The sequence below is a fragment of the Gemmobacter nectariphilus DSM 15620 genome (assembly GCF_000429765.1).
Lineage (GTDB): Bacteria > Pseudomonadota > Alphaproteobacteria > Rhodobacterales > Rhodobacteraceae > Wagnerdoeblera > Wagnerdoeblera nectariphila.
Genome location: NZ_AUCM01000005.1, coordinates 133,605 through 159,877, shown reverse-complemented (window position 1 = coordinate 159,877; position 26,273 = coordinate 133,605). Strand labels below are relative to the sequence as shown.

General features: G+C 66.4%; 26 protein-coding genes. 16 read left to right on the top strand and 10 right to left on the bottom strand.

The annotated features are described in order from the left end of the window. Window positions 1–60 precede the first annotated feature (60 nt). From dut to ccoS, 8 genes are all read left to right on the top strand, one after another. The gene (gene dut, locus G481_RS0105750; protein WP_035025246.1) at window positions 61–516 is read left to right on the top strand and encodes a dUTP diphosphatase; all 456 of its coding nucleotides are present in this window, start codon (window positions 61–63) and stop codon (window positions 514–516) included. A gap of 1 nt (window position 517) precedes the next feature. After that, window positions 518–1,561 carry a HesA/MoeB/ThiF family protein gene (locus tag G481_RS0105745; protein ID WP_028029178.1) on the top strand — a complete coding sequence of 348 codons (1,044 nt, stop codon included), beginning with the start codon at window positions 518–520 and terminating at the stop codon, window positions 1,559–1,561. A gap of 79 nt (window positions 1,562–1,640) precedes the next feature. Then, complete coding sequence (locus tag G481_RS0105740; RefSeq protein ID WP_028029177.1) at window positions 1,641–2,441, top strand: transporter substrate-binding domain-containing protein; 801 nt, start codon at window positions 1,641–1,643, stop codon at window positions 2,439–2,441. A 13-nt stretch (window positions 2,442–2,454) separates the two neighbouring features. Then, complete coding sequence (locus G481_RS0105735) at window positions 2,455–3,228, top strand: amino acid ABC transporter permease (protein WP_028029176.1); 774 nt, start codon at window positions 2,455–2,457, stop codon at window positions 3,226–3,228. A 321-nt stretch (window positions 3,229–3,549) separates the two neighbouring features. Continuing rightward, window positions 3,550–4,986 carry a cytochrome c oxidase accessory protein CcoG gene (ccoG, locus tag G481_RS0105730; RefSeq protein ID WP_028029175.1) on the top strand — a complete coding sequence of 479 codons (1,437 nt, stop codon included), beginning with the start codon at window positions 3,550–3,552 and terminating at the stop codon, window positions 4,984–4,986. A 1-nt stretch (window position 4,987) separates the two neighbouring features. Continuing rightward, entirely contained in the window at window positions 4,988–5,446 is a 459-nt protein-coding gene (locus tag G481_RS0105725; protein ID WP_028029174.1) for a FixH family protein, read from the top strand. Between the two features lie 4 nt (window positions 5,447–5,450). Then, window positions 5,451–7,652, top strand: a complete 2,202-nt coding sequence (locus G481_RS0105720) for a heavy metal translocating P-type ATPase (protein WP_028029173.1) — start codon at window positions 5,451–5,453, stop codon at window positions 7,650–7,652. Between the two features lie 4 nt (window positions 7,653–7,656). Further along, complete coding sequence (gene ccoS / locus G481_RS0105715) at window positions 7,657–7,815, top strand: cbb3-type cytochrome oxidase assembly protein CcoS (RefSeq protein WP_028029172.1); 159 nt, start codon at window positions 7,657–7,659, stop codon at window positions 7,813–7,815. A 99-nt stretch (window positions 7,816–7,914) separates the two neighbouring features. Here ccoS and G481_RS0105710 read toward each other — a convergent pair whose 3' ends face one another. Next, window positions 7,915–8,763 carry a universal stress protein gene (locus G481_RS0105710; RefSeq protein ID WP_028029171.1) on the bottom strand — a complete coding sequence of 283 codons (849 nt, stop codon included), beginning with the start codon at window positions 8,761–8,763 and terminating at the stop codon, window positions 7,915–7,917. A gap of 251 nt (window positions 8,764–9,014) precedes the next feature. On the opposite strand from G481_RS0105710, the gene ccoN reads away from it, so the two are divergent. From ccoN to ccoP, 4 genes are read left to right on the top strand one after another with little or no spacing between them, the layout of a single operon-like run. After that, on the top strand, window positions 9,015–10,622 hold the full coding sequence (ccoN, locus tag G481_RS0105705; RefSeq protein ID WP_028029170.1) for a cytochrome-c oxidase, cbb3-type subunit I: 1,608 nt from the start codon (window positions 9,015–9,017) through the stop codon (window positions 10,620–10,622). Window positions 10,623–10,636: 14 nt separating this feature from the next. Next, entirely contained in the window at window positions 10,637–11,365 is a 729-nt protein-coding gene (gene ccoO / locus G481_RS0105700) for a cytochrome-c oxidase, cbb3-type subunit II (RefSeq protein ID WP_028029169.1), read from the top strand. A 10-nt stretch (window positions 11,366–11,375) separates the two neighbouring features. After that, window positions 11,376–11,582: a cbb3-type cytochrome c oxidase subunit 3 gene (locus G481_RS0105695; protein WP_028029168.1), complete on the top strand. Its 207-nt coding sequence runs from the start codon at window positions 11,376–11,378 to the stop codon at window positions 11,580–11,582. 5 nt (window positions 11,583–11,587) lie between these two features. Next, entirely contained in the window at window positions 11,588–12,460 is an 873-nt protein-coding gene (gene ccoP / locus G481_RS0105690; RefSeq protein WP_028029167.1) for a cytochrome-c oxidase, cbb3-type subunit III, read from the top strand. 123 nt (window positions 12,461–12,583) lie between these two features. On the opposite strand, the gene G481_RS0105685 is transcribed toward ccoP, so the two are convergent. The 4 genes from G481_RS0105685 to fnrL all read right to left on the bottom strand — a co-directional run bounded on the left by G481_RS0105685 (window position 12,584) and on the right by fnrL (window position 17,086). Continuing rightward, on the bottom strand, window positions 12,584–13,324 hold the full coding sequence (locus G481_RS0105685) for a YebC/PmpR family DNA-binding transcriptional regulator (protein WP_028029166.1): 741 nt from the start codon (window positions 13,322–13,324) through the stop codon (window positions 12,584–12,586). 72 nt (window positions 13,325–13,396) lie between these two features. After that, on the bottom strand, window positions 13,397–15,175 hold the full coding sequence (locus G481_RS0105680) for an SLC13 family permease (protein ID WP_028029165.1): 1,779 nt from the start codon (window positions 15,173–15,175) through the stop codon (window positions 13,397–13,399). A gap of 151 nt (window positions 15,176–15,326) precedes the next feature. Beyond that, the gene (locus G481_RS0105675) at window positions 15,327–16,139 is read right to left on the bottom strand and encodes a TIGR00282 family metallophosphoesterase (RefSeq protein WP_028029164.1); all 813 of its coding nucleotides are present in this window, start codon (window positions 16,137–16,139) and stop codon (window positions 15,327–15,329) included. Between the two features lie 203 nt (window positions 16,140–16,342). Continuing rightward, window positions 16,343–17,086: a transcriptional regulator FnrL gene (gene fnrL / locus G481_RS0105670; protein WP_028029163.1), complete on the bottom strand. Its 744-nt coding sequence runs from the start codon at window positions 17,084–17,086 to the stop codon at window positions 16,343–16,345. A gap of 68 nt (window positions 17,087–17,154) precedes the next feature. On the opposite strand from fnrL, the gene hemN reads away from it, so the two are divergent. Beyond that, the gene (gene hemN / locus G481_RS0105665) at window positions 17,155–18,510 is read left to right on the top strand and encodes an oxygen-independent coproporphyrinogen III oxidase (protein ID WP_028029162.1); all 1,356 of its coding nucleotides are present in this window, start codon (window positions 17,155–17,157) and stop codon (window positions 18,508–18,510) included. A 267-nt stretch (window positions 18,511–18,777) separates the two neighbouring features. On the opposite strand, the gene G481_RS0105660 is transcribed toward hemN, so the two are convergent. Then, window positions 18,778–20,403, bottom strand: a complete 1,626-nt coding sequence (locus tag G481_RS0105660; protein WP_028029161.1) for an AMP-binding protein — start codon at window positions 20,401–20,403, stop codon at window positions 18,778–18,780. Between the two features lie 81 nt (window positions 20,404–20,484). Here G481_RS0105660 and G481_RS0105655 point away from each other — a divergent pair, with 81 nt between their 5' ends. Both G481_RS0105655 and G481_RS0105650 read left to right on the top strand, forming a co-directional pair. Further along, a complete protein-coding gene (locus G481_RS0105655; protein WP_028029160.1) occupies window positions 20,485–21,405 on the top strand; it encodes a DMT family transporter in 921 nt (306 codons plus the stop codon). After that, window positions 21,402–22,055 (top strand): sulfotransferase family 2 domain-containing protein, encoded by a 654-nt coding sequence (locus G481_RS0105650; RefSeq protein ID WP_028029159.1) that lies wholly within the window; start codon window positions 21,402–21,404, stop codon window positions 22,053–22,055. Before G481_RS0105655 ends, G481_RS0105650 begins: the two co-directional genes overlap by 4 nt. On the opposite strand, the gene yddG is transcribed toward G481_RS0105650, so the two are convergent. Continuing rightward, entirely contained in the window at window positions 22,037–22,909 is an 873-nt protein-coding gene (gene yddG / locus G481_RS0105645) for an aromatic amino acid exporter YddG (protein ID WP_028029158.1), read from the bottom strand. The two genes, G481_RS0105650 and yddG, sit on opposite strands and share 19 nt — an antisense overlap. A 234-nt stretch (window positions 22,910–23,143) precedes the next feature. Between yddG and trxA the strand changes: the two genes are divergently transcribed. Next, window positions 23,144–23,587: a thioredoxin gene (gene trxA, locus G481_RS0105640; protein ID WP_028029157.1), complete on the top strand. Its 444-nt coding sequence runs from the start codon at window positions 23,144–23,146 to the stop codon at window positions 23,585–23,587. Window positions 23,588–23,853: 266 nt separating this feature from the next. Here the strand turns inward: trxA and G481_RS0105635 are convergent, their stop codons facing one another. The 3 genes from G481_RS0105635 to G481_RS0105625 are packed head-to-tail and all read right to left on the bottom strand — an operon-like array spanning window position 23,854 to window position 26,164. Next, the gene (locus G481_RS0105635) at window positions 23,854–24,597 is read right to left on the bottom strand and encodes a lysophospholipid acyltransferase family protein (protein WP_035025242.1); all 744 of its coding nucleotides are present in this window, start codon (window positions 24,595–24,597) and stop codon (window positions 23,854–23,856) included. Next, a complete protein-coding gene (locus tag G481_RS0105630) occupies window positions 24,597–25,496 on the bottom strand; it encodes a cell division protein FtsX (protein ID WP_035025240.1) in 900 nt (299 codons plus the stop codon). Before G481_RS0105630 ends, G481_RS0105635 begins: the two co-directional genes overlap by 1 nt. Then, a complete protein-coding gene (locus G481_RS0105625) occupies window positions 25,493–26,164 on the bottom strand; it encodes a cell division ATP-binding protein FtsE (RefSeq protein WP_028029154.1) in 672 nt (223 codons plus the stop codon). The genes G481_RS0105630 and G481_RS0105625 overlap by 4 nt, the downstream gene beginning before the upstream one ends. Between the last annotated feature and the right edge of the window lie 109 nt (window positions 26,165–26,273).

Below are 26,273 nucleotides of genomic sequence, written 5' to 3'. Positions count from 1 at the left end.
CTGGTTCCGCCGCGCCCCGGTTGCTATAGGCTGGGGCCAGCAGGCCAGGCAGGAGCGCACATGCAGATCAAGGTCATCGACCCGCGGGTTCTGGACTGGGGCTTGCCGGACTACCAGACGGCAGGCGCGGCGGCGGTCGATCTGTTCGCCTGTGTCGATGGGCCGACGCTGATCGCGCCGCAGGCGCCTGCGGTGCTGGTGCCCTCGGGGATCGCGCTGTCGTTCGGGGACATGAGCTTTGCCGGGCTCATCCTGCCGCGTTCCGGCGCCGGGCACAAACGCGGGCTGGTGATGGGCAATTCGGTCGGGCTGATCGACCCGGATTATATGGGGCAGGTCTTCATCAGCGTCTGGAACCGCAACCCGCCCGGCAGCGACCCTGTGCTGATCGCGCCGGGCGAGCGGATCGCGCAGATGATCTTTGTGCCGGTTGTCCGCCCGATGTTCGAACTGGTGCCAGAGTTCAGCGAACAGACCGCGCGTGGTGCGGGCGGCTTTGGGTCCACGGGGGCCTGAGATGCTGGCGGTTCTGGTGCTGGCAGCGGTGATCTGGCTGGGCGGGGCGGCGCTGCGCATTCCCCGGCCGGTCCGGGCGGTCGCGCTGGGGCTGGTGTGGCTGGCCGTGGTTCTGGCGCAGATCTTGCTGCCGCCCGAGGCTGCGGTGCGCGTGGCCACTGGCGGTCGGGCCGAGCCTTGGCTGGTGCTGGGCGGGGTCGCGGCGCTGGTGCTGGCCTATCGCGCGGCCCTGCGCTGGTTGCGGAGCCGTGCGGCACCGGCCGCCAAGCCGGAACCTGCGGGGCCGCTGTCGGATACCGAACTCACCCGCTATGCCCGTCATATCGTCCTGCGCGAGGTGGGCGGGCCGGGGCAGGTGCGGCTGAAACAGGCCAGGGTGCTGGTGGTGGGGGCCGGGGGGCTTGGCAGCCCGGTGGTGCTGTATCTGGCGGCCTCGGGGGTTGGGGTCATTGGCCTGATCGACGATGACATCGTGGAAACCGGCAACCTGCAACGCCAGATCCTGCATGCGGACGACCGGATCGGGATGCCCAAGGTGCGATCGGCCCAGATCGCCGTGCGCGCCCTGAACCCGCATGTCGAGCTGCGCCCCTATGAACGGCGCCTGGACGAGGCCGCGGCCCGCGCGCTGATCGCCGACTACGATCTGGTGCTGGACGGGACTGACAATTTCGACACCCGCTATCTGGTCAACCGGGTCTGCGTCGAGCTTGGCAAGCCGCTGATCTCGGGCGCCATCGCGCAGTGGGAAGGGCAGATCTCGCTGTTCCATCCTGCGGCAGGTGGTCCCTGCTATGCCTGCGTCTTTCCGGTGCGTCCTGCCCCCGGTCTGGCCCCCAGCTGCGCCGAGGCGGGGGTCGTTGCGCCGCTGCCGGGCGTCGTCGGGTCGATCATGGCGCTCGAGGCGGTCAAGTGGATCACCGGCGCGGGCGAGGGGCTGGCCGGCCGGCTGATGATCCATGACGGGCTTTACGGCGAGAGCCGGGTGATGGCCGTGCATCGCCGCGCCGATTGCCCGGTCTGCGGCGCGCATCCGCCGGGCTGATCTCACAACCGCTTGCAAAGGGCTGGAAATCCCGCGCTTGCCGGGCATACTGCGCCCGAGTTGTGACAGGAGATTGCCGATGCTGCGTAGAACCGCCCTTGCCGGGATTGCCCTTGCCCTGACCTTGCCTGCGCTTGGCGGCGCGGCACTGGCCCAGACGCTTCCCGATCTGCAAGGGCGCGAGATTGTCGTGGTGACGGAAAACGCCTATCCGCCGCTGCAATTCCTGGACAAGCAGGGCAAGGCCGTCGGCTGGGAATATGATGCGATGGCGGAAATCGCCAAACGGCTGAACGCGCGGGTCAGCTATCAGAACACCAGCTGGGATGCGATGATCCCGGCGGTGTCGCAAGGCCAGTATGACATCGGCATGACCGGCATCACCATCCGCGACGATCGCAAGGACAAGGTGGATTTTTCCGATCCCTATCTGCGGTCGGAAATGCTGATGATCGTGCGCGGGGATGAACAGCGGTTCGACGATGCGGCCGGCTTCGCTGCCGATCCGCTGCTGCTGATGGCGGCGCAGCCGGGCACCACACCGTTCTATGTGGGCGTCTACGAGGTGCTAGACGGCAACGAGGAAAATTCCCGCATCATCAAGTTCGAAACCTTTGGCGCCGGGCTGGCCGCGCTGCGGGCAGGGGATGTCGATCTGGTGCTGTCGGATTCGACGGCGGCGCAGGGCTATGTCGGCGCTTCGAACGGTGCGCTGAAGATCGTGGGCCAGCCGCTGGGGGCCGAGGATTTCGGCTTCATCTTCCCCAAGGGATCGGATCTGGTCGCGCCGATCAACGCGGCCATCGCGGCGATGAAGGCCGATGGCACGCTGGATGCGCTGAACAAGACCTGGTTCCTCGACTACAAGATGGGCGAGTGAGGACCGCCGCCGCATGACCCCCGCCCCCGGCCGCGACGGTGATTTCCCGCTATGGCTGGTCGTGCTGGCCGGGGCAGGGCTTTGGGCGCTGGGTCTGGCGCTGGCCTCGGACATTCACAGCCAGATCCTTGCGACCCTGTGGAAGGGGGCCGGCATCACGCTGCTGGTGACAGTCACGGCGTTTGCGGGGGCCTCGGCGCTGGGGCTTGCGCTGGCCATGGGCAGCCTGTCGCGGCACTGGCTGATCCGTCAGGCGGTGCGCCTCTATATCGAGGTGATGCGCGGCATCCCGATCATCGTCTTGCTGCTGTATGTCGCCTTTGTCGGCGTGCCGCTGTTGGTCGAGGGGTGGAACGCCCTTGGCCTGCCCGAGCTGCGCACCCGCGACGTGCCGCTGCTGTGGCGGGCGGTGATCGCGCTGATCCTGGCCTATGCCAGCTTTCTGGCCGAAGTGTTCCGCGCCGGGATCCAGTCGGTTGACCCTGGCCAGATCGAGGCGGCCAAGGCCCTTGGGCTAAGCGGGGCACAGCGGTTCCGGCTGATTGTCCTGCCACAGGCGTTTCGCACCATCCTGCCGCCCTGGGGCAATGATTTCGTCGCCATGGTCAAGGACAGCTCGCTGGTTTCCGTGCTGGGGGTGACCGATGTGACCCAGCTGGGCAAGGTCGCGGCGGCTGGAAACTTTCGCTATTTCGAGACCTATAACATGGTCGCGCTGATCTATCTGGGCCTGACGATCACCCTGTCGCTGGCCCTGCGGCGGCTGGAGCGGCATCTGCGCCGGTGATCCTGGCGGCTGCGACAGCCGGTCGCAGCAGGTGCCGGGGCGGTTTGATGCAGGTCAAGGCGCCTGGCCGGGGTTGATGTCACAATCCACATCAAGCCCCCAGAAGGGGCCCCGCACCGGCGCCCCGTCCTGTTCGCGCGTTTCCTGGGGTGCCGGTGCGACAAATCAGCCAAGGGCCGGGATCCGCACAGGATTTCGGCCCTTTGTGCACCTGGTGTGGCGTTTAGTTGCATCGCCCATGCGGGATTTTGATGCAAGTCAATGTGGACGCCGCGCCCATGCGCGAAGGAAGATCAGCCAGAAAATTCCGGGAGCATTCCCTTGTCCACCGATTCTAACCAGCCCGCCAGCCTTTACGCCGCCCGCGAGCCCGTGTTTCCCCGCCGCGTGAAGGGGAACTTCCGCACGCTCAAGTGGTGGATCATGGGGGTTGCCCTTGGCATCTATTACCTGACGCCGTGGATTCGCTGGGATCGCGGGCCGAACATGCCCGATCAGGCGGTGCTGATCGACCTGGCGAACCGGCGGTTCTTTTTCTTCATGATCGAGATCTGGCCGCACGAATTCTATTTCGTCGCGGGCCTTCTGATCATGGCGGGGCTGGGGCTGTTCCTGTTCACCTCGGCCGCCGGGCGGGTCTGGTGCGGCTATGCCTGTCCGCAGACGGTCTGGACCGACCTGTTCATCCTGGTCGAGCGCTGGGTCGAGGGCGATCGCAACGCCCGGCTGCGCCTGCACCGCCAGAAATGGGATGGCGAGAAGATCCGCAAGCGGCTGGTCAAGTGGGTGGCATGGCTGCTGATCGCCGTGGCGACCGGCGGCGCCTGGGTGTTCTATTACACCGATGCGCCGACGCTGCTGCACGATCTGGTCACCTTCAACGCCCATCCGATCGCCTATCTGACCATCGCCGTGCTGACTGCGACCACCTTCACCTTTGGTGGCTTCGCGCGCGAGCAGATCTGCATCTATGCCTGCCCGTGGCCGCGCATTCAGGCCGCAATGATGGACGAAGACACCCTGACCATCGGCTATCGCAGCTGGCGGGGCGAGCCCCGCGGCAAGCTGAAGAAGGGGGCCGAGGCGCCCGGGGTTGCGCAGGGCGATTGCATCGACTGCATGGCCTGCGTGAACGTGTGCCCCATGGGGATCGACATCCGCAACGGCCAGCAGCTGGCCTGCATCACCTGCGGGCTGTGCATCGATGCCTGCAACGACGTGATGGACAAGATCGGCAAGCCGCGCGGCCTGATCGACTATATGGCCCTGACGGACGAGGCGGCCGAGCGGTCGGGCAAGGCGCCCAAGCCGGTGTGGCAGCACATCCTGCGCCCGCGCACCATCATGTATACGACCCTGTGGTCGGCTGTCGGCATCGGGCTTGTGGTGGCGCTGTTCCTGCGCTCGGATATTGACGTGAACCTGACCCCGGTGCGCAACCCGACATTCGTCACCCTGTCCGACGGGTCGATCCGCAACACCTATGACATCCGCCTGCGCAACAAGTTCCATGAAGAACGCACCTTTGCCTTCTCCATCGACGCCCCGCCCGGTTTGCGGGTAGAACTTGAAGGCGAGACGGACAACGCGGCCTCGGTGGCGGCTGATGCGACGCTGCAGCAGCGGGTCTATATCGTCGCGCCGCCGGGCTCGCCCGCGGCAAGCGTGGCACGGACGGACATCACCTTCTGGTTCCAGGCCGAAGGATCGTCCAGCCGGGTCAGCGCGCATACGGTGTTCAACGGGAAGGGGCAGTGACATGGCACGCGAAATCACCGGGCGTCATGTGCTGATCGGCACGGTTTCGGCCTTCAGCGTCATCATCGCGGTCAACCTCTATATGGCCTATTCCGCGATCAGCACCTTTCCGGGGGTCGAGGCGCAGAACACCTATTACGCCAGCCAGAACTTCAACGCCCAGCTCAAGGCGCAGCAGGCCCTGGGCTGGGAGGTGGCGCAAGATTATGCCGATGGCCAGCTGGTGCTGAAGATCACCAACGAGAAAACCGGGGCGCCGGGCGATGTCGAGGATCTTCAGGTCCTGATCGGCCGCGCGACCGAGGCCAGCGATGACCGCCTGCCGGTCTTTGTGCGCGAGGCGGGGGCCTTTGTCGCCCCGGTCGATCTGGCGCCTGGCAAGTGGATCCTGCGGATCGAGGCGCTGGCCAAGGACGGCACGACCTTTCGCCAGCAACGTCAGCTTTATGTGAAAGGCTAGGGCCATGTCGGTCGCGGCCGATCCTGAAACCCATGTGTCGATCTCGGCCTGCCCGGCCTGCGTTGCGGCGCCCTCGGCCGAGCGGATCGCCCAGATGGCCGCCCCGCGCGAGGCGCGGCTCATGCTGTCCATCCCCGGCGCGCATTGTGCGGCCTGCATCTCGACGGTGGAACAGGGGCTGGAGCGGTTGCCCGGCATCCGGTCCGCCCGCGTGAACCTGACTTTGCGCCGCGTTCTGGTCGAGGCAGAGCCCGAGGTGACGGCGGCCAGCCTGATCCCGCATCTGGACCGCCTGGGCTATGAGGCGCACGAGCTGGACCCCGGCGTTCTGTCCGTGACCGAAACCGACCGTCAGGGGCGCGAGTTGCTGATGCGGATCGGTGTGGCCGGTTTCAGCATGATGAACATCATGTTGCTGTCGGTCGCCGTCTGGTCGGGGGCAACCGATGCGACGCGCGATCTGTTCCACTGGATTTCGGGCATGATCGCGCTGCCCACGGTGGCCTTTGCGGGCCAGCCGTTCTTCAAGTCTGCCTGGCGCGGGCTCAAGGCCGGGCGGCTGGGCATGGATTTCCCGATCTCGCTGGCGCTGGTGCTGGCATCGGGGATCTCGATCTACGAGACTTGGCATTCGGGGCGGCACGCCTATTTCGATTCGGCTGTGATGCTGACCTTCTTCCTGCTGGTCGGCCGCTATCTGGATCACCGCACGCGGGCGGTGGCGCGATCGGCCGCGCAGGAACTTGCCGCGCTGGAGGTGCCGCGCGCCATCCGTCTGCTGGACGGGGCCGAGGAAACCGTGATGGTCGCCGATCTGCGCCCCGGCGATCTGGTGCTGGTGCGTCCGGGCGGGCGGGTGCCTGTCGATGGCGTGGTGACTGAGGGCACGTCCGAACTTGACCGATCCTTGCTGACGGGCGAGGTGCTGCCGGTGTTCGCGGGCCCTGATCGTGTGGTCAGCGCGGGCGAGGTCAACCTGACCGGCCCCCTGGTGGTTCGGGTGACGGCGGCGGGGCGCGACAGCTCGCTGTCGCGCATGGCGGAACTGGTCGCGGTCGCGGAAAGCGCGCGCAACCGTTATACCAGCATCGCAGACCGCGCGGCGCGGGCCTATTCGCCGCTGGTGCATCTGCTGTCCTTTTCCGCCTTTGGCTACTGGATGTGGGCGACGGGCGGCGATGTGCGCTATGCGATCAACATTTCTGCGGCAACGCTGATCATCACCTGCCCCTGCGCGCTGGGGCTGGCGGTGCCTGCGGTGGTGACGGCGGCCTCGGGGCGGCTGTTCCGCAAGGGGCTGCTGATCAAGTCGGGGTCGGCGCTGGAGCGGCTGGCCGAGGTGGATACGGTCGTGTTCGACAAGACCGGCACCCTGACCATGGGCGCGCCCGAGCCGACCAATCTGGGCGATCATCCCCGCGCGGTGCTGGATCTGGCGGCGGCGCTGGCCGGGGCCTCGGGCCATCCGCTGGCGCAATCGCTGGCGCAGGCCTGCCGCGCGGCGGGGGTGGTTCCGGCCCCGCTGACCGATCTGGCCGAGGTGCCGGGCTATGGCGTCGAAGGGCGGTTGCATGGCCGCCGGGTCCGTCTGGGCCGCGCCGAATGGGTGGGGGCCGCGCCGCTGGAGGTGACGGCCACCTATCTGGGCATGGCCGATGGCACCACCCGCGCCTTCACCTTTGCCGATGCGCTGCGACCGGGCGCGGCCGAGGTGGTGGCCGCGGTCAAGGCGCAGGGCCTTGCGGTCAAGCTGATCTCGGGCGATGCGCCGGGGGCTGTGGCCGATCTGGCGGCGCGGCTGGGGATTGCCGACTGGACCGCCGGTGCGCTGCCCGAAGGCAAGGCGGCCGAGGTCGCGCGCCTGACGGCTGCGGGGCGCCGCGTGCTGATGGTGGGGGACGGGCTGAACGATACGGCGGCGCTGGCGGCGGCCCATGCCTCGGTCTCGCCGGCCTCGGCGCTGGATGCCGCGCGGGTGGCATCGGACATCGTGCTGCTGGGCCGCGATATTGCGCCCGTGGCCGATGCCCTGCGCATCGCCCGCCAGTCGACCCGGCGCATCCGCGAGAATTTCGGCATTTCCGCCGCCTACAACCTTGTGGCGGTGCCGATCGCGCTGGTGGGGCTGGCCACGCCCCTGTGGGCCGCGCTGGCGATGTCGCTGTCCTCGATCACCGTGGCCCTGAATGCGCTGAGGTTGAAGTAACCCGATGGAAGTTCTGACGATCCTGATTCCGGTCTCGCTGTTTCTGGGGGCCTTGGGGCTGGCGTTCTTTTTCTGGACGATGAAGAACCGCCAGTACGAAGACCCCGAGGGCGATGCCCGCCGCATCCTGCGCAGCGACTGGGACGATCACCCCAAGCCGTAGGGCGGGCGTCACCCCGGCCCCCTTTTCGCCGGGTTCAGCCCGGAATGACAAAAGCCCCGGCCAGTCGGCCGGGGCTTTTCTGTTGTCTCATCTTACCGATCAGCGGGCCAGCAGCACCGGAATATCGGTATTTTCCAGCATGTCGCGCGTAGCGCCACCCAGGATCGCCTCGCGGAAGCGGGAATGGCCATAGGCGCCCATCACCAGCAGATCGGCATCGCGGTCGCGGATATGGCGGGCCAGCACGTCGGACACGCGCGGCAGCGTGCGTGCCAGAACCGAAACCTCGGCCCGCACCTCATGGCGCGAGAGCCACTGGCTGAGCATCCCGCCCGGGTCCGAGCGTTCCGGCCCATGGGCCGGCGGGTCGATGATGGTGATGTCCACCATCGAGGCACGTTGCAGCAGCGGCAAGGCTCGGCGGATCGCGGCCATCGCCTCGGGCGACTGGTTCCAGGCGATGACCACCCGGTCAAAGGCCGGCGGGTCGATCATGCCATCGGGCATCACCAGAACCGGGGCCTGCCCGTCGAACATCGCTGCCTCGACGACGGCCTCGTCAGTGGCCGACCGGCCGGGGCCATAGGGACGGCTTTGCACCACCAGATCGCTGAACCGGGCACGATGCGCGACCAGCGGCGGCACCCCGCCCAGCTGGGCAACGGCGCGATCGACGGCCCAGCGGATTTCCTCGGCGGCAAGGCGCTGGCGCACCTTTGCCTCAAGTTCTTCGGCGGCAGCCATGGCCTGTGCCAGCGTCTCTTGCACCATGGCAACGCCGGCGCCGGCGCTGAAATAGCCATACTGGGTCTGGTCGATTCCCAGCACCAGCACGTCCAGGTGGGCGTCCTCGCGGCGCGCAAGCGCAATGGCGGTATCCAGCGCCGCCAGTCCAGGACCATCGGGTCCCTGTTCGGTAACTACGGATAGCAAGGTCTTGCAGGCCATGAGTGCCTCCTTGATTGCGGCGCACATGGCGCCTGGTCCTGTTCATGTGGCCACAGGCTAGGCCGCATTTCCACCCTGAACCTTGATACGGATCAACATCATGTTGCGCGATGGACCAAGCTGGCGGAAGCTGACGGCCGAGATTGACATGGATCAAGGCATATTCGCCGCAGCGCAGCCATGACCGAACATGTCGTATAAGATCCGGCAGGGCGCGACTCGTGCCGGACGACAAGACGAAGGGACGCAACATGTGGGATTACATAAAACTGGTCGCGCTTGGCGTGATCGCGGTGCTTGCCGCGATCGCAGCCAACTATGCGCGCGACGAGGCCTATCTGGTCAACGCACTGGTCGTAATGCTCGCTGCAGCCGCCACGTTCATCTGGACCGTGCGGGGCATCGGCGAGGCAAAGCCGGCCATTTCGCAGAACGAATATTTTGACGGCGTGGTGCGCGCCGGGGTCATCGCGACCGCGTTCTGGGGTGTGGTGGGCTTTCTGGTCGGGGTCTGGGTGGCGGCGCAGCTTGCGTTCCCGTCGCTGAACTTCGACTGGGCGCAGCCCTACCTGAACTTCGGGCGCCTGCGGCCGCTGCACACCTCGGCGGTGATCTTCGCCTTTGGTGGCAACGCGCTGATCGCGACGGCCTTCTACGTCGTCCAGCGCACCACGGCCGCGCGGCTGTGGGGTGGCGGGCTTGGCTGGTTCGTGTTCTGGGGCTGGCAGCTGATCATCGTCCTGGCGGCGACCAGCTATGTCTTTGGCGGCTCGCAGAGCAAGGAATACGCCGAGATGCCCTGGCACGTCGACATCCTGATCACCGTGGTCTGGGTGGCGTTCCTGCTGGCCTTCCTTGGCACGCTGTGGAAGCGCAAGGAGCCGCACATCTACGTTGCGAACTGGTTCTATCTGTCGTTCATCGTCACCATCGCCATGCTGCACGTCGTGAACAACGCGGCGCTGCCGGTGTCGATCTTCGGCTCGGCCTCGGTGCAGGCCTATGCCGGTGTGCAGGACGCCATGATCCAGTGGTGGTATGGCCACAACGCCGTGGGCTTCTTCCTGACCGCGGGCTTCCTGGGCATGATGTACTACTTCATTCCCAAGCAGGCCGAACGTCCGGTCTTCAGCTACAAGCTGTCGATCATCCACTTCTGGGCGCTGATCTTCCTGTATATCTGGGCCGGTCCGCACCATCTGCACTATACCGCGCTGCCGGAATGGGCCTCGACCCTTGGGATGATCTTCTCGATCATGCTGTGGATGCCCAGCTGGGGCGGCATGATCAATGGCCTGATGACGCTGTCGGGCGCCTGGGACAAGCTGCGCACCGACCCGGTGATCCGCATGATGGTGATCGCGGTGGGCTTTTACGGCATGTCGACCTTTGAAGGCCCGATGATGTCGATCAAGGCGGTCAACTCGCTGTCGCACTATACCGACTGGACCATCGGTCACGTCCATTCCGGCGCGCTTGGCTGGAACGGCATGATCACCTTCGGCGCGCTTTACTTCCTGGTGCCGAAGCTGTGGAACCGCGAGCGGCTGTATTCGCTGTCGCTGGTGTCCTGGCACTTCTGGCTCGCCACCATCGGGATCGTGCTTTACGCATCGTCGATGTGGGTCACGGGCATCATGGAAGGGCTGATGTGGCGCGAAGTCGATGCCAACGGGTTCCTCGTGAACGCGTTTGCCGACACCGTCAGCGCCAAGTTCCCGATGTATGTCGTGCGGATGCTGGGCGGCGTGATGTTCCTGACCGGCGCCATCATCATGTGCTACAACCTCTGGATGACCGTTCGTGCCCAGCCGGCCAAATCGCCGGTGAACGCGAACGACTTCGTCCCCGCAGAATGATCGGAGTGTGAGCAATGGCTTTCCTTGACAAACACAAGGCCATCGAGACGCACGCCACGCTTCTGCTGGTGCTGAGTTTCCTGGTTGTCACCATCGGCGGTCTGGTCCAGATCGTCCCGCTGTTCTACATCGAGAACACCATCGAGAAGGTGGAAGGGGTGCGCCCCTACACGCCCTTGGAAATGGCCGGCAAGGACATCTATGTCCGCGAAGGCTGCTATGTGTGCCACAGCCAGATGATCCGCCCCATGCGGGACGAGGTCGAACGCTATGGCCATTACTCGCTGGCGGCCGAGTCGATGTATGACCGTCCGTTCCAGTGGGGGTCCAAGCGCACGGGCCCGGATCTGGCGCGTGTGGGTGGCCGCTATTCCGACGAATGGCACCGCGACCACTTCCACAACCCGCAGTCGGTCGTGCCGGAATCGGTGATGCCGAAATACGCCTTCCTGTTCCGCACGCCGATCGATGGCGCCCATATCGCGGATACGCTGAAGACGAATGCGGTGTTCGGCGTGCCCTATACCAGCGAGATGATCGAGGCAGCGCAGGCTGACTTCGCCGCGCAGGCTGACCCCGATGCCGATACCGAAGGGCTGTTCGCGCGCTATGGCGACAAGGTGAACGTGCGCAACTTCGATGGCCAGCCGGGCGTGACCGAGGCCGACGCGCTGATCGCCTATATCCAGGTGCTGGGCACGATGGTCGACTTCTCGACCTTCCAGCCTGACCCGCTGCGCTAAGGGGGGTATCATGGGATCGGAAACCTATGCCTTTCTGCGCAACTTCGCGGACAGCTGGCATCTGCTGTTCATGGTGCTGTTCCTGATCGGGGTCTTTGTGTGGGCCATCCGTCCGGGCGCGAACAAGGTGCACCGCGAGGCGGCCAACTCGATCTTTCGCAACGATGATCGCCCGGCGCCTGCAGGCGCCGGAGCCCCGGCAAACAAGGAGGCGTGAGGGACATGAGCGCCAAGAAGACTGACCATAAACCGGGGGAAGTTCCAACCACCGGCCACAGCTGGGACGGGATCGAGGAATTCGACAACCCGATGCCGCGCTGGTGGCTGTGGACCTTCTACGCCTGTATCGCCTGGGCGCTGGTCTATTCCATCGCCTATCCGGCCTGGCCCATGATCACCCGTGCCACACAAGGCGTGCTGGGCTATAACCGGATCGAGGCGCTGAACGCCGAGGTTGATCGCTTTGCCGGTCTGAACGGCCCGATCCGCGCCAAGCTGGTCGAAACCGAGCTGACCGAGATCACCTCGAACCCTGAACTGGTGCAATTTGCCAACCAGGCCGGGGCGGCGGTGTTCAAGACCTGGTGCGCCCAGTGCCACGGCGCCGGCGCGGCCGGCGTGCAATCGCTGGGCTACCCGAACCTTCTGGACGACGACTGGCTGTGGGGCGGCGATATCGAGGCGATCCACACCACGGTGACCCACGGCATCCGCAACACCACCGATGACGAGGCGCGCTATAGCCAGATGCCGGCATTCGGCGAGATGATCACCGCCGAGGAAATCGGTCAGGTCGTGCAATACGTCCGCCAGATCTCGGGCCAGGATCACGATGCCGCTGCGGCGACCGCTGGTGCGACGCTGTTTGCCGACAACTGCACCTCGTGCCATGGCGTCGATGGCAAGGGCGACCGCGCGCAAGGTGCGCCGAACCTGACCGATGCGATCTGGCTCTATGGCGGCGACGTGGCTTCGCTGACCCATACGGTGAAGTTCGCACGGTTCGGCGTGATGCCGAACTGGAACACCCGCCTGTCGGAAGCCGACATCCGCGCGGTGTCCGTCTATGTGCACGGGCTTGGCGGCGGCGAATAAACCGCCCCGCCCAAGCGTCCCGGACTGGCCCGGCACCTTTGGTGCCGGGTCTTTTTCATGGATCGGGGCAAACGAGAAGGGCGCCACTGGGGCGCCCTTGAACCGTTCGATGATGATCGCGGCTCAGAGCTGAGCCGCGACGTCTTCGGGCACGTCGAAATTGTGGGTGACGGTCTGCACGTCGTCATCCTCTTCCAGCATCTCGACCAGGCGCATCAGCTTTTGCGCGGTGTCCAGATCCACCTCGGTGCGGCTTTGCGGACGCCAGATCAGCTTGGATTCGGTCGATTCGCCAAGCGCCGCTTCCAGCGCGTCGGAGACGGACGACAGATCCTCGACCTGGCAATAGATGAAGTGGCCATCCTCGTCGGACTCCACATCCTCGGCGCCCGCTTCCAGCGCGGCCATCATCACCGTGTCGGCATCGCCCACCGAGGCCGGATAGGTGATTTCCCCCACCCGATCAAAGCTGTGCGCCACCGAGCCGGTCTGGCCAAGGTTGCCGCCGCATTTGGTGAAATAGCTGCGCACGTTCGAGGCGGTGCGGTTCAGGTTGTCGGTCATCGCCTCGACGATCACGGCAATGCCGCCCACGCCATACCCTTCATACCGGATTTCGGTATAATCCGAGGCATCGCCCATCTGCGATTTCTTGATCGCGCGGTCGATCACGTCCTTGGGCATCGAGACGGCCTTCGCCGCCTTGACCGCCAGACGCAGGCGCGGGTTCTTGTCGGGGTCAGGATCGCCCATCTTGGCGGCGACGGTGATCTCCTTCGCCAGCTTCGAGAACATTTTCGAGCGGATCGCATCCTGCTTGCCCTTGCGGTGCTGGATGTTCGCCCATTTCGAATGGCCTGCCATGACCTTCCCCCGGAAGCACGATCTGTGAATGCGTCCGTATAATCCAGCGGGCAGGTCGCCCGCAACCCCGGCCTAGAAGGGCCAGAGCAGCGGGACGGTCAAAGATACCACAATAGCCAGCGAAATGTTCAGCGGCAGGCCGATGCGCAGGTAGTCGGTGAACTTGTAGCCGCCAGGGCCATACACCAAGGTATTGGTCTGATAGCCGATCGGCGTCGAGAAGGCGGCGGACGAGGCGAACATCACCGTCACCAGCAAGGGCCGCGGGTCGATGCCCAGCGTTTTCGACAGGCCGATGGCGATGGGCGCCACGATCAGCGCAACGGCGTTGTTCGACACCACCTCGGTCAGGGTCGAGGCCAGCACATAGACCGCCAGCACCAGCAAGGGCGCCGGCAGGTCGGCCAGCCAGGGGGCCAGCGCCTCGACGATCATGCGCACGGCGCCCGATTGTTCCAGCCCCGCGCCAACCGCCAGCATCCCGAAGATCAGCGCCAGCAGGCGCCCCTCGATGAATTCAAAGGCCTCGTCCGCGTCGATGCAGCGGGTCAGCAGCACCACCGCCACGCCGATGATCGACAGCACCATGATGGGCGCGACCTCAAGGGCCGACAGCAGCACGATGGCCGCCAGCGTCGCCAGCACGATGGGCGCATGGCCACGGCGATAGGCGCGTTCCGAGGGCTGCGAGATATCGACCATGTTCATCTCGGCGGCCAGACGCTGAATGTCGGACTGCGCGCCTTCCAGAAGCAGCGTGTCGCCCACCTGCACGACCAGATCGTCAATCTGGCGACCGATGTTCTGGTTCCGCCGGTGCACGGCCAGCGGATAGACGCCATAGCGCCGCCGCAACCGCAGCGACCCCAGCGAGCGCCCGATCATGTGGCAGCCGGGGGTGATCAGCACCTCGACCGTGGTGGTCTGCACCGAGGACAGCTTGTCGACCAGCTTGAGGTCCTTGTTCTGTTGCAGGCCCAGCACCTCGGACATTGGCGTGCGCAGGACCACGCGGTCGCCTTCGGCCAGCACCACGCCCGACAGATCGCGCCGCAACGAGGCATCGCCGCGCAGCACGTCGATCACCCGCGCGGTATCGCGCTTGAAGATGTCCACCTCGTCCAGGCGCTTGCCGATCAGGGTGGACCCTTCGGGCAGGGCGACTTCGGTGAAGAACTTCATCTTGGACTTGTCGGACAGCAGCGCCGCCATGCTGTCACGGTCGGGCAGCAGCCGGCGCGCGAACAGTGCGATGTAGCCAAGCCCCCAGGCCGCGACGATCAGGCCAAGCGGCGTGATCTCGAACAGGCTGAAGCCCGGCAGCCCCGCATGACGCGCCACACCATCGACCAGCAGGTTGGTCGAGGTGCCCAGCAGCGTGACCGTGCCGCCCAGGATGGTCAGGTAGCTGAGCGGGATCATCACCTTGGAGGGCGAGAGCGACAGCTTTTTCGCCAGCTGCATGAAGATCGGAATCATCACGACGACGACTGGCGTATTGTTGACAAAGGCAGACATCGCCAGAACCACCAGCGCCAGCAGCACGACGGTGCGCACCGGGCGCCGCTCGACATGCGCCGAGGCCTGGCGCGACACCCAGTCCAGCCCGCCGGTCCGTACCAGCGCGCCCACCACGATGAACAGCGCCGCGATGGTCCAGGGCGCCTGGTTGGCAAAGACCTTCAGCCCCTCGGCCTGCGGCAGGATGCCCAGCACCAGCATGGCCACGGCGCCGCCGATGGCGACAACCTCGACCGGATAGGTTTCGCGGATGAACATGACCAGCATCGTCAACACGATGCCGATGGCCAGGAGCCCCTGGACTGTCTGCGGGAATTCTATGCCAAACATGGTAGCCTTTGGGGAATAATCTCGACCTTTCTAGCAGAGATTATGGGCAAAACAAGCGCCGCATCGCGGCATGACTGCCGCAGGCGGTCAGCCGCCCTGCAAGGGGGCGTTTGGTCAGTGCAAGCGCCTTGGCAAACCCGGCGCGGGCCGGTCAGGGGGCCGCAGCTTCCAGCCGGCCGCCGATGCGCACCATGCGGATGCGCGTGGCCCGGCCGGTGCGGTCATCGGTTTCGACAAAGACGCCCGACAATGTGGCCTCGCCACCCGCAGGTTCGAACCGGCCGCCCGGCATCTGGGTGATGAAGCGGCGCATCGGCTCTTCCTTCTGCATCCCGATGACCGAGTTGTAATCGCCGCACATGCCCGCATCGGTCTGATAGCCGGTGCCGCCGGGCAGGATCATCGTATCGGCGGTCGGCACATGGGTATGAGTGCCGACCACAAGGCTGGCCCGCCCGTCGCACCAATGGCCCATGGCCATCTTCTCGCTTGTCGCCTCGCAGTGCATGTCAACCAGGATCGCCTGCGCCATGCCGCCCAGCGGGTGCGATTGCAAAACCGGCTGGATGGCCGAAAACGGGTCGTCAAAGGGCCGCTTCATGAACACCTGGCCCAGCACCTGCGTGACCAGCACCTTGCGCCCGCGCGCATCGGTGAACAGGCGCGCGCCCTTGCCGGGGGCCAGCTTGGCATAGTTCAGCGGTCGGATGATGCGGGGCTCTTGCTCGATGAAGGACATCATGTCCTTCTGATCGAAGGCATGATCGCCCAGCGTCAGGCAATCGGCCCCCGCCTCCAGCAACGCCTTGGCATGGGCGGCGGTCAGGCCGGCCCCGCTCGAGGCGTTTTCGCCATTGACCACCACGAAATCCAGCGCCCAGTCGTCGCGCAGGCCCTTGAGCCGTGCCTGCACCGCCGCGCGACCGGCGCGACCCATCACATCGCCAAGAAAGAGTATCCGCATATTCCCGCCTTACGACACGGCGCGGCGGTTGTGAACGGGATATTTCCGGCCGCGCGCCATTCCCGCCTGCAGCGCTCCAGCCCCCGGCGTCTCATGACGTCCCGCGGCGCCCCGTTTCGCCTTGATGCAAGTATCCTCGGGGGGCGGGGGGCAGACGGCCCCCCGTCCGACACCGCCAACCCGCACCGCGCCGGACGGGGGCGTTACCCGATCATGCCGCCGTCGCTGTCATCGCCCGCCTCTTGCAGCAGGCGATACATGTCGGGCACGATCACATGGCGCTTGCCGTCCAGCACGATCACCCCGTCCTTGCGCAAGGCCGAGATCTGGCGGCTGACCGTTTCCAGCGTCAGCCCCAGATAATCCGCCATCGCCTCGCGCGTCAGCGGCAGATCGAAGGTCAGCGGGCCGGGGGCGTTCCTCGCGCGCAGGCTGGCATCGCGCCGGGCAATGATCGCCATCAGGCTTGCGATCTTTTCACGCGCCGTCTTGCGGCCCAGCAGCAGCATCCATTCGCGGGCGGCGTCCAGCTCGTCCAGGGTCATTTCCAGCAGACGCTGGGCAATGTGCGGGGTGTGCAGCATCAGGTCTTCGAACGGTTTCTTGCGGAAACAGCACATGACCAGATCGGTGGTCGCCGTCACGTCATAGGCGGCGTTCGGCCGCCCTGGCCGTCCGACAAAATCCGACGGCAGCAACAGGCCGACCATCTGGCGCCGCCCGTCTTCCAGCGTCTGGGTCAGCGAGGCGATGCCGGTGACAACGGATGCCACGAAATCCATGCGGTCGCCGGACCAGATCAGCGTCTGCCCAGCCTCATAGCTGCGATAATACTTGATGCGTTCCAGCGCCGCCAATTCGTCGGTTTCACATCTGGCGCAAACGGCGCGATGACGGATCGGGCAATCACCGCAAGATATGTGAGACGTGCCGGGAGTGTCTTTCATGGCCCTACCGTCCATCGCTGTTGATCTAGGTCAAGGCCGCTGCCCAACATGCCAATTAGGCTACACGAATGGACACGGAATCGCAACTCACGCGCCTCGGGCTTTTTGACGCGCGGGTGCCACGGTATACCAGTTATCCCACGGCGCCGCACTTCAATGCCACGACGGGCCCCGCGCAATTCGCCGAATGGATCGAAAAGATCCCGGCGGGTTCGGAAATCTCGCTTTATCTGCATGTGCCGTTCTGCCGGAGGTTGTGCTGGTTCTGCGCCTGCCGCACCCAGGGCACGACCAGCGATGCCCCGGTTCGCGCCTATGTCGAGACGCTCAAGGCGGAACTGGCGCTGTTCGCCCGCCATCTGGCCCCGGGGGTGCGCCTGTCGCGCCTGCATTGGGGGGGCGGCACGCCCACGCTGATGGATGCCGACATGATCGCGGAATTGGCCGAGGCGGTCTTTGCCGTGACGCCGATGGCCGAGGGCGGCGAGTTTTCCGTCGAGATCGACCCGAACGAGATTGACGATACGCGGCTGGATGCGCTGGCAGCGGCGGGGATGAACCGGGCCTCGATCGGGGTGCAGGATTTCGACCCCGAGATCCAGCAGACCATCGGGCGCGAGCAAAGCTATGACATCACCCGCGCTGCGGTGGACATGATTCGCGCCCGCGGGGTGCACAGCCTGAATGCCGACATCCTGTTCGGCCTGCCGCATCAAAACCCCGAGCGGATCGCCGATTCGGTGCAGAAACTGCTAAGCCTGTCGCCTGACCGCGTGGCGCTTTATGGCTATGCCCATGTGCCATGGATGAGCCGGCGCCAGCAGATGATCCCGTCGGACGCCATGCCGACCCCGCAAGAGCGGCTGAAGCTGTTCGAGGTCGCGCGCGAGCTGTTCTTGTGGGACGGCTATGTCGAGGTCGGCATCGACCATTTTGCCCGGCCCGATGACGGGCTGGCGCGTGCGCTGGCCAATGGCACGCTGCGGCGCAACTTTCAGGGCTATACCGACGATCAGGCGCAGGCCCTGGTGGGGCTTGGTGCCTCGTCGATCTCGCGCTTTCCGCAAGGCTATGCGCAGAACGCCCCGGCGACCGGCGATTACACCAGGTCGATCCGCGACGGGCAGTTCGCCACCCGCAAGGGCCATACCTTCGCGGGGGAAGATCTGCTGCGCGCCCGGATCATCGAGGCGCTGATGTGCGATTTCCGCGTCAGCCGGGCCGAGCTGCTGGACCGTTTCGCGATCAGCGAGGCGGCGCTGGAGGCGATGTTCCGTGCGGCTGCCGACCATTTCGGCGACATGGTGCGACTGGATGATTTCGGCCTGGCGATCCCCGAGCGGGGACGGCCGCTGACCCGCATCATTGCCCGGATGTTCGACGCCTATGACCTGTCCAAGGCTGGGCATTCCAGCGCGATCTGAGCTGGTGTTGGCCCGTGTGGCTGGCCGCCGGGGCGCTGCCCCGGACCCCGGGGTATTTGGGGAAAGATGAAGCCGAGGCAGATGTGTCTTGGCAGGGGGCAGGAGGATCGGGCGCGGGCCCCGAGGGCCTGATTGCTTGGCTCGCGCGGGGGTGTGTCCGCAGGAGCGGGGCAGGGGGGCTGCACGCTGGTGGCCCCCTGCGACAAGCGGCGCGATGTGGCCGGGCGCCGGGCGATCGGCGCAGCGCCCGGGCCGTTCTGCCCGGCGCTACAGCGCCTTGACGCGATTGCGCAGTTCGAACTTCTGGATCTTGCCGGTCGAGGTTTTCGGCAGGTCGCAGAAGATCACCTGTTTTGGCGTCTTGAACCCGGCCAGGCGGGTGCGGGCAAAGGCGATCAGCTCTGCCTCGGTCGCGCTGGCGCCCTCTTTGAGTTCGACGAAGGCGCAGGGCACCTCGCCCCATTTGTCGTCCGGCTTGGCGACCACGGCGCACAGGGCGACAGCGGGGTGATGCATCAGGGCGCCTTCGACCTCGACCGAGCTGACATTCTCGCCCCCCGAGATGATGATGTCCTTGGCGCGGTCGGCGATCTTGATGTAGCCGTCAGGGTGGCGAAAGGCGATGTCGCCTGACCGGAAGTAGCCGCCCTTGAACGCCTCGGCCGTCGCTTCGGGGTTCTTGTAATAGCCTTTCATCACGCCATTGCCGCGATGCGCGATTTCGCCAAGGCTGGTGCCGTCGCGGGGGACGGGAGTGTCGTTTTCGCCCAGCACGGTGACATGTTCCATGAAGGGCATCGCGACCCCGGTGCGGGCCTTGACGGCGGCGCGTTCGTCGCCTTGCAGCCCGTGAAAGGCCGATTGCCAGACGCATTCCACATCGGGGCCATAGGTTTCGGTCAGGCCATAGACCTGCGTGACGTTAAAGCCCAGCGGCTCGATGGCGGCCAGCGTCGCGGCAGGCGGGGGCGCGCCGGCGGTGAAGACCTCGACGATCTGGTCAAAGGGTTTGCGGTCCTCGTCGCGGGCATGGATGATGGTGTTGAGCACGATGGGCGCGCCGCCGAAATGCGTGACCTTTTCATCGGCAAAGGCGGAATACAGCGCCTTGGCCGTCACGTCGCGGCAGCAGATCACCGTGCCCGCCAGCAGCGGCATCATCCAGGCGTGGCACCAGCCGTTGCAGTGGAACAGCGGCACGATGGTCAGATAGCGCGGGTGCAGTTGCATCCGCCAGCTGACCACCTGGCCATAGGTCGACAGCATGGCCCCGCGATGGTGATAGACCACGCCCTTGGGCCGCCCCGTCGTGCCCGAGGTATAGTTCAGCGCCAGCGATTCCCATTCGTCCTGCGGCAGGATCCAGGCGAAATCGGGATCGCCTGCGGCGAGCAGATCCTCGTATTCCGGGAACCGTCCGGTGGCGGGGAAGCCGGCCTGCGGATCGGCCACCTCGATGATTTCGGGGGGCGTTCCCTCCATCGCGGCGCAGGCAGCTTCGGCCAGCGGCAGGAAGGCGGTGTCGACCAGAACGACCCGCGCCCCGCCATGATCGAAGATATAGGCGACGGTATCGACATCGAGCCGGGTGTTGATCGTGTTCAGCACCGCCCCGCAGGCGGGCACGCCGAAATGGGCCTCGACCTGTGCGGGCAGGTTGGGGATCAGCGTGGCCACCACGTCACCCGGACGCACGCCGCGCGCGGCAAGGGCCGAGGCCAGCCGGCTGACGCGGGCGTGATAGTCGGCATAGCTGCGCCGGATGGTGCCATAGACCAGCGCCTCGTGGCTGGGCCAGATGTCGGCGGCGCGGGCCAGATGGGATAGCGGGGTCAGGGGCACATGATTTGCCCTGTTACGCTCCAGTCCCGATTCATCGGCCAGCCAACCCATTCCGCGCCTCCCGGTTGCGTGCTTGTGGTGCGGCATATTGCCGGGATATGCCAGCAAGGGAAAGTCCCCGTCGGAGCTGACATGACCCCTGCCGACCGTTCCAACCGCACGCTGGCTGCCGCCGGGGCGATCGTCATCTATGCGGCGCTGATCGGCTATATCGACAATTATGTCCGGGTGATCGCCGAAGGCACCGGGCTGTGGCAGTTTCAGGCAATGCGCTCGGGCATGGTGCTGGTGATTGTCGCTGCGGTCATGGCGCTGCCCTTTGTGCCGCGGCTGAAGATCGTGGCGCCGGGCGCGGTGCTGGCGCGGGCGGTGGTGCAATCGGTGGCGCTGTTCATCTATTTCGGCAGCCTTGGCTTTCTGTCGGTGGCGCAGGCGGCGGCGGGGCTGTTCACCGCGCCGATCTTCGTGCTGCTGATCGGGCGGCTGGTCTATGGGCACCGGATCGGGCCCTGGCGGATCGTCGCGGCGCTGGTCGGGTTTGCCGGGGTGGTGATGGTGCTCTCGCCCGATCCGGCGGCGCTGGGGCCGGCCTCGCTTGTGCCGGTGGCGGGCGGGGCGCTGTATGCGCTGGCCAATATCGCGACGCGCGAATGGTGCGGGCGAGAAAGCGCGGCAACGCTGGTGGTCAGCTACATGCTGGTGATGGGCGTGCTGGCGGCGGTCGTGCTGGCCGGCCTGTGGTGGCTGGCCCCGGATGCGCCGCAGGGGGCCGCCGGTTTCCTGACCCGAGGCCCCGCCATTCCCTCGGCCGAGGTGCTGTTCTGGACCGCCGTGCAGGCGGTTGGCTCGCTGGTCGCGGTCGGGCTGATGGTGCGCGCCTATCAGCTGGCCGAGGCAAGCCGGGTCTCGGTGCTGGAATATGTGGTGCTGCCGTTTTCGGCGCTGTGGGCCTGGGTGATCTGGGGCGAGACCATCGGGCCGGTGGCAGCCGTGGGCATGGTGATAATCATCGCCTCGGGCATAGCGATGGGCTGGCGGGGCAGGGCGGCATGATCCTGTCGCGCGGGCGCCGCTATCTGTTCGTCCATGCGCCCAAGACCGGGGGCACCGCGCTTATGCTGGCGCTCGAGGCGCGGGCGATGAAGGATGACCTGATCGTCGGCGACACGCCCAAGGCGCGGGCACGGCGGCGCCGGCTGGCCGGGCTGGCCCCGCGCGGGCGATTGTGGAAGCATTCGACCCTGGCCGATCTGGACGGGGTGCTGGGCCCGGACGAGGCGCAGGGCCTGTTCGTTCTGACGCTGGTGCGCAACCCCTGGGACCGGATGGTCAGCTATTACCACTGGCTGCGCGGCCAGCGGTTCGATCACCCGGCGGTGCATCTGGCCAAGGGCAGCGATTTTCGCGCCTTTGTGCTGGACCGTGCAACGCGCCAGGCCATGGCGGGCTGGTCCTGTGCGGCATGGGTGCGCCTGGCGGATGGCACCGAACGTTGCGATCTGTGCGCCCGGCTGGAGCATCTGGACAGCGACCTTGCCCCGTTCGAGGCGCATCTGGGCTTTCGCCTGACACCCGTGGCCCGGGCCAATGCCTCGGACCGGGCGCAGGATTGGCGCGGCTATTATGATGACGAGACGGCGGCACTGGTCGGCCAGTTGTGTGCCGCCGATATCGCCCGCTTCGGCTATCGGTTCGATCCCTGACCGGCCCGCGCCGCCAGCAGCGCGCCGCCGGCGATCAGCGCCGCGGCCAGTGCCAACGCAGGCGCCGGGTCCGCAACCCCAGCGATCACCAGCGCCAGCGTCGACAGCAGCGGCGCGGCATAAGAGGCAACGCCCAGCAACTGGATGTCGCCCCGTTTCATCCCGATGTCCCAGACATAGAACGCCAGCCCCACCGGCCCCAGCCCCAGCGCGCCAACGGCAGCCCAGCCGACGGCGCCCTGCGGCCATAGCGTTTCCTCCAGCGCCAGATGGAACGGCACCGACAGCAGCGCCGTGGCCAGGCAGAACAGCGCGACCGCCTCGGTCGGTGCGGTGCCAAGGCGGCGCGAGCCGACGGAATAGGCCGCCCAGGTCAGCGCGCAAAGGAAGGCCAGCCCCAGCCCGGCTACGGCGCCGGGCGCCATCTCGCCCCGCCCGCGCGACAGGACGATCAACGCCGCCCCGGCAAAGGCGATCAGCGCGCCAATGACATGGCCGCGCCGCAGATGCTCGCCCGGCAACAGGCCCGAGAACAGCACGATGAACAGTGGCCAAAGATAGGCCAGCAGGCTGGCCTCGGCGGCGGGGGCCAGCCGCAAGGCGCTGAAGTAAAGCGCGTGATAGCCGAACAGCCCGGCGATGCCAAAGGCCAGAACGCCAGGCGAGACCGCCTTGAGCCGCCCGGCCCCCCCGGTGGCCGCGATCCAGACCACACCCACTGCCCCGCCGATGCCAAAGGTCAGCGCGTTCAGCAGGAAGGGTGGCACGGGCGCGGTGGCCACGGTCAGCAGGGCCAGCACGGACCATAGCAGAACGGCGACAAATCCGATGGCCGTGGCGCGCGTGCGTGTCATGGGGCCTCCTGCCCGGGAGCGGTTCGGGGCCGGCGCCTGCAGTCCCGGGGTGGGGCATGTCCCACCGTGTTCCGGGCAATGGCGCCGGGCGCCCTGGGGGCCGGTTTCTCAGCCGCTCTAGCCTCAGGGGTGCGGATGACGCAAGAGTGGGCAGATCGTCGCAGCCGCCTTCCCCTTGGAAAGTGGTCATGCCTGCCCATCTACCGTGAAACAGCCAGTCCCACGAGGATCGCCATGGATGCTGCCCGCATTACCTGCCTGACCTGCGGTCAGGCCAATCGTGTTCCGCTTGATCGTCTGGACCAGTCGCCGCGCTGTGGCAGCTGCGGCGATCCGCTGGTGCCCGGCACGGTTGCCGAACTTGACCCTGCCGCCCATGACAAGGCGACCAAGCGCGACGATCTGCCGATCCTGGTCGATTACTGGGCGCCATGGTGCGGGCCCTGCCGGATGATGGCGCCCGAATTCGCCAAGGCCGCCAGGACGCTGGCACCGCAGGTGCGGCTGGCCAAGCTGAATACGCAAGACCATCCCGACATTGCCTCGCGCACACGGATTCAGGGGATCCCCGCGCTGGTTCTGTACAGCAAGGGGCGCGAGGTGGCGCGGCTGGCCGGGGCGCGGCCGGCGGCCGATATCGTGGCCTTTGTGCAAGGCAAACTGGGCGCACGGGCTTAGGCCTGCCCCCACCCTGCGGCTTTCCTGCATCGACCGGGGAAGGGGGCCTTCTGCCCCCTCTTGTCGCGTTCCGCGCCAATTCACCCCCGAGGATATTTGGATCAAGGCGAAACGCAGCAGCGGTGCCTGAGCGAAGACGCGCCTGCCAGACGGTGGCGCGCCGAGGCAACGGTGCCGTCCGTCCCTGCGTTTGTGGCTTTGCCTTTTTTCAAATACCCATCCAGAACCGGGGCCAAGCGCACCAGTTGGCTGGATGCCGGCCGGCCCTAGCGGCGCCTCTTGAACCCCGCCTCGGCCATCAATTCGTCCGAGCGGGTTTCCACGGCGGTCTCGAGTTCCTTCATGAACTCTGGCAGCGGTTTGCCGGCGGGAATACGGGGCAGAAAGTCCACAACAGCCACGCCCGGCTTGCGCAAGATGCCGTGCCGGGGCCAGAACACCCCGACATTCGTGGCGACCGGCACGCAATCCTGGCCCAGTTCCTTGTAAAGTGCGCCGATGCCGATCTTGTAGGGCGCCTTGACCCCCGGTGCGACGCGGGTGCCCTGGGCGTAGATCGCCAGCTGCCCGCCCTTGTCCTTGCCCGAAGCCACAGCGGCGATCATCTTCTTGATTGCCGCGCCGCGCTTGCCACGATCGACCGCGATGCAGCCAAGGCGCAGGGCATACTGGCCAAGGATCGGGGTCCAGATCAGCTCGCGCTTCATGATGAAGCGGGGGCGGGGCATGGCGCCGAAGATCAGCAGGATGTCGAAGAACGATTGATGCTTGGCGGCGACCAGCACGACATCCCTGGGCGGGGTGCCGCGGATTTCCGACTTCAGCCCGACCAGCCAGCGCGCCGTCCAGCGGACCCAGACGCAATAGCTGTGGCAGGCGGCAAAGGCCCCAGAGGGCGAGGTCAGCGCCCATGGCAGGAAGATCACCGCCATGACCGCCATCGCCAGATACATCTGCACGATGAAGATCAGCGACAGCACATATTGCAGCGCAAGGCGCAAGGGGCCCATCAGGTCAGCTCCCGCAGTTTGGAAAAGGCGGCCGTCCGGGTGGCGGCCCAGGCGACAAGCGCGGCGATCGCCGGCAGCACCAGCGGCACCAGCCAGCCCCAGCCCTGAAAGCCCAGCCCGGTCAGGAACCCGCCCGCCGCATCGGCCGAAGGTAGCAGCAAGATTCCCGCAACACCCAGCACCATGCCGACCGCAGCCCCCGCCACCGCCCGCAAGGTAAAGCGGCGCACGAAGGCCCCGGCGATGAAATCGTCCTGCGCGCCGACCAGCCGAAGCACCCGGATCACCTGGGCATTGGCGGCCAGCGAGGCATTGGCGGCCAGCGTGATCATCGCGGCCAGCGCCCCGCCGATCAGCGCCAGCGACAGCCAGCCCAGCAGCCGCAGCCGTTCCGCCGCCACCGTCAGCGGGCGGCGCCAGCGGGTGTGATCGTCCAGCACGGCGCCCGGCGCCTCGGCCTGAAGCCGCAGGCGCAGGCCCTGGGCATCGTATCCGCCATCGTTCTCGGTGAATTCGACCAGCTGCGGCAGCGACAGGCTGTCGACCGGCAAGTCGGGGCCGAACCACGGCTCGAGCAGCGCGCGCTGTTCGGCATCGGACAGGGCGCGCGCGCCGTGAATGCCGGGGGTTGTGCCCAGCAAATCCAGCACCGCGCGGGTCTGCGCCGCCAGCTGGTCGGGCGGGGCCGAGATGCGGATGGTCGCGGTGTTGGTCAGCGCATCGGCCCAGCGGTCGGCCAGCCGCCCCGCCGCCAGCGACAGCGCCAGGGCAAAGACCGCCAGAAAGGTCATGGCCCCTGCCGTAAAGCCGGTCAGCCAGACCGTATGCCCCGTGGGCGGAACGACCCGGTAGGCCGCGCTTTCCGGCCCGAAGCCCGTCAGGATCAGCAGCCGCTTCACAGATCGGCCCCCGCCAGCTGGACGCGCCGGTTCTGGATGCGCAGCACGCGGGCCGCGACTTGCCCCTTGGTGGTGCGGATCAGGTTCATGTCATGGGTGGCGATCACGATGGTCTTGCCCATCCGGTTCAGTTCGACGAACAGCCGCAGCAGGCGCTGGGACATCTCCCAGTCGAGGTTCCCGGTCGGCTCGTCGGCCAGGATCACCTCGGGCGACATGATGACGGCGCGGGCGACGGCGGCGCGTTGACGTTCCCCGCCGGACAGCGAGGGGGGCAGCGCATCGGCCAGCGGGCGCAGACCGACCCAGGTCATCAGATCCTCGAGGTCCGCCACATCGGGTTCCTTGCCCGACACGGTCAGCGGCAGGGCGATGTTGGCGGCCACCGGCAGGTGGTCAAGGAACTGGCAGTCCTGATGCACGACGCCGATGCGCCGGCGCACCATGGCCACATCGTTGCGCGACAGGCTGCGCGCCTCGCCCTCGAACAGGGTCAGACGGCCCGAGGTTGGCAGAAGTTCCCCGTAGCACAGTTTCAGGAACGTCGTCTTTCCGGCACCGGATGGCCCGGTCAGAAAGTGGAACGATCCGGGCGCAAGCGTCAGCGAAATGTCCGACAGCAACTCGCCGCCGCCATAGCTGTAGCCCACCTTGTCGAACGAAATCACGCTGGTCCCTTTGCGAATCAGGCCGTGGCAGAATGGCCCGAGGCGCACAGCGTTGCAATGACTGGTGCAAAGGTGTTGGGAATACTGGAAGAACCCGCGTTCCCTTGCT

Coding starts and splice junctions, on each gene's coding strand:
- G481_RS0105710 (WP_028029171.1), bottom strand. CDS start 8,763: ATGGCCTGCAAGACCTTGCTATCCGTAGTTACCGAACAGGGACCCGAT.
- G481_RS0105680 (WP_028029165.1), bottom strand. CDS start 15,175: ATGTTTGGCATAGAATTCCCGCAGACAGTCCAGGGGCTCCTGGCCATC.
- G481_RS0105695 (WP_028029168.1), top strand. CDS start 11,376: ATGGGATCGGAAACCTATGCCTTTCTGCGCAACTTCGCGGACAGCTGG.
- trxA (WP_028029157.1), top strand. CDS start 23,144: ATGGATGCTGCCCGCATTACCTGCCTGACCTGCGGTCAGGCCAATCGT.
- ccoN (WP_028029170.1), top strand. CDS start 9,015: ATGTGGGATTACATAAAACTGGTCGCGCTTGGCGTGATCGCGGTGCTT.
- hemN (WP_028029162.1), top strand. CDS start 17,155: ATGGACACGGAATCGCAACTCACGCGCCTCGGGCTTTTTGACGCGCGG.
- G481_RS0105675 (WP_028029164.1), bottom strand. CDS start 16,139: ATGCGGATACTCTTTCTTGGCGATGTGATGGGTCGCGCCGGTCGCGCG.
- dut (WP_035025246.1), top strand. CDS start 61: ATGCAGATCAAGGTCATCGACCCGCGGGTTCTGGACTGGGGCTTGCCG.
- G481_RS0105650 (WP_028029159.1), top strand. CDS start 21,402: ATGATCCTGTCGCGCGGGCGCCGCTATCTGTTCGTCCATGCGCCCAAG.
- G481_RS0105635 (WP_035025242.1), bottom strand. CDS start 24,597: ATGGGCCCCTTGCGCCTTGCGCTGCAATATGTGCTGTCGCTGATCTTC.
- G481_RS0105735 (WP_028029176.1), top strand. CDS start 2,455: ATGACCCCCGCCCCCGGCCGCGACGGTGATTTCCCGCTATGGCTGGTC.
- G481_RS0105740 (WP_028029177.1), top strand. CDS start 1,641: ATGCTGCGTAGAACCGCCCTTGCCGGGATTGCCCTTGCCCTGACCTTG.
- yddG (WP_028029158.1), bottom strand. CDS start 22,909: ATGACACGCACGCGCGCCACGGCCATCGGATTTGTCGCCGTTCTGCTA.
- G481_RS0105660 (WP_028029161.1), bottom strand. CDS start 20,403: ATGGGTTGGCTGGCCGATGAATCGGGACTGGAGCGTAACAGGGCAAAT.
- G481_RS0105720 (WP_028029173.1), top strand. CDS start 5,451: ATGTCGGTCGCGGCCGATCCTGAAACCCATGTGTCGATCTCGGCCTGC.
- ccoP (WP_028029167.1), top strand. CDS start 11,588: ATGAGCGCCAAGAAGACTGACCATAAACCGGGGGAAGTTCCAACCACC.
- G481_RS0105655 (WP_028029160.1), top strand. CDS start 20,485: ATGACCCCTGCCGACCGTTCCAACCGCACGCTGGCTGCCGCCGGGGCG.
- fnrL (WP_028029163.1), bottom strand. CDS start 17,086: ATGAAAGACACTCCCGGCACGTCTCACATATCTTGCGGTGATTGCCCG.
- ccoS (WP_028029172.1), top strand. CDS start 7,657: ATGGAAGTTCTGACGATCCTGATTCCGGTCTCGCTGTTTCTGGGGGCC.
- G481_RS0105725 (WP_028029174.1), top strand. CDS start 4,988: ATGGCACGCGAAATCACCGGGCGTCATGTGCTGATCGGCACGGTTTCG.
- ccoO (WP_028029169.1), top strand. CDS start 10,637: ATGGCTTTCCTTGACAAACACAAGGCCATCGAGACGCACGCCACGCTT.
- G481_RS0105745 (WP_028029178.1), top strand. CDS start 518: ATGCTGGCGGTTCTGGTGCTGGCAGCGGTGATCTGGCTGGGCGGGGCG.
- G481_RS0105685 (WP_028029166.1), bottom strand. CDS start 13,324: ATGGCAGGCCATTCGAAATGGGCGAACATCCAGCACCGCAAGGGCAAG.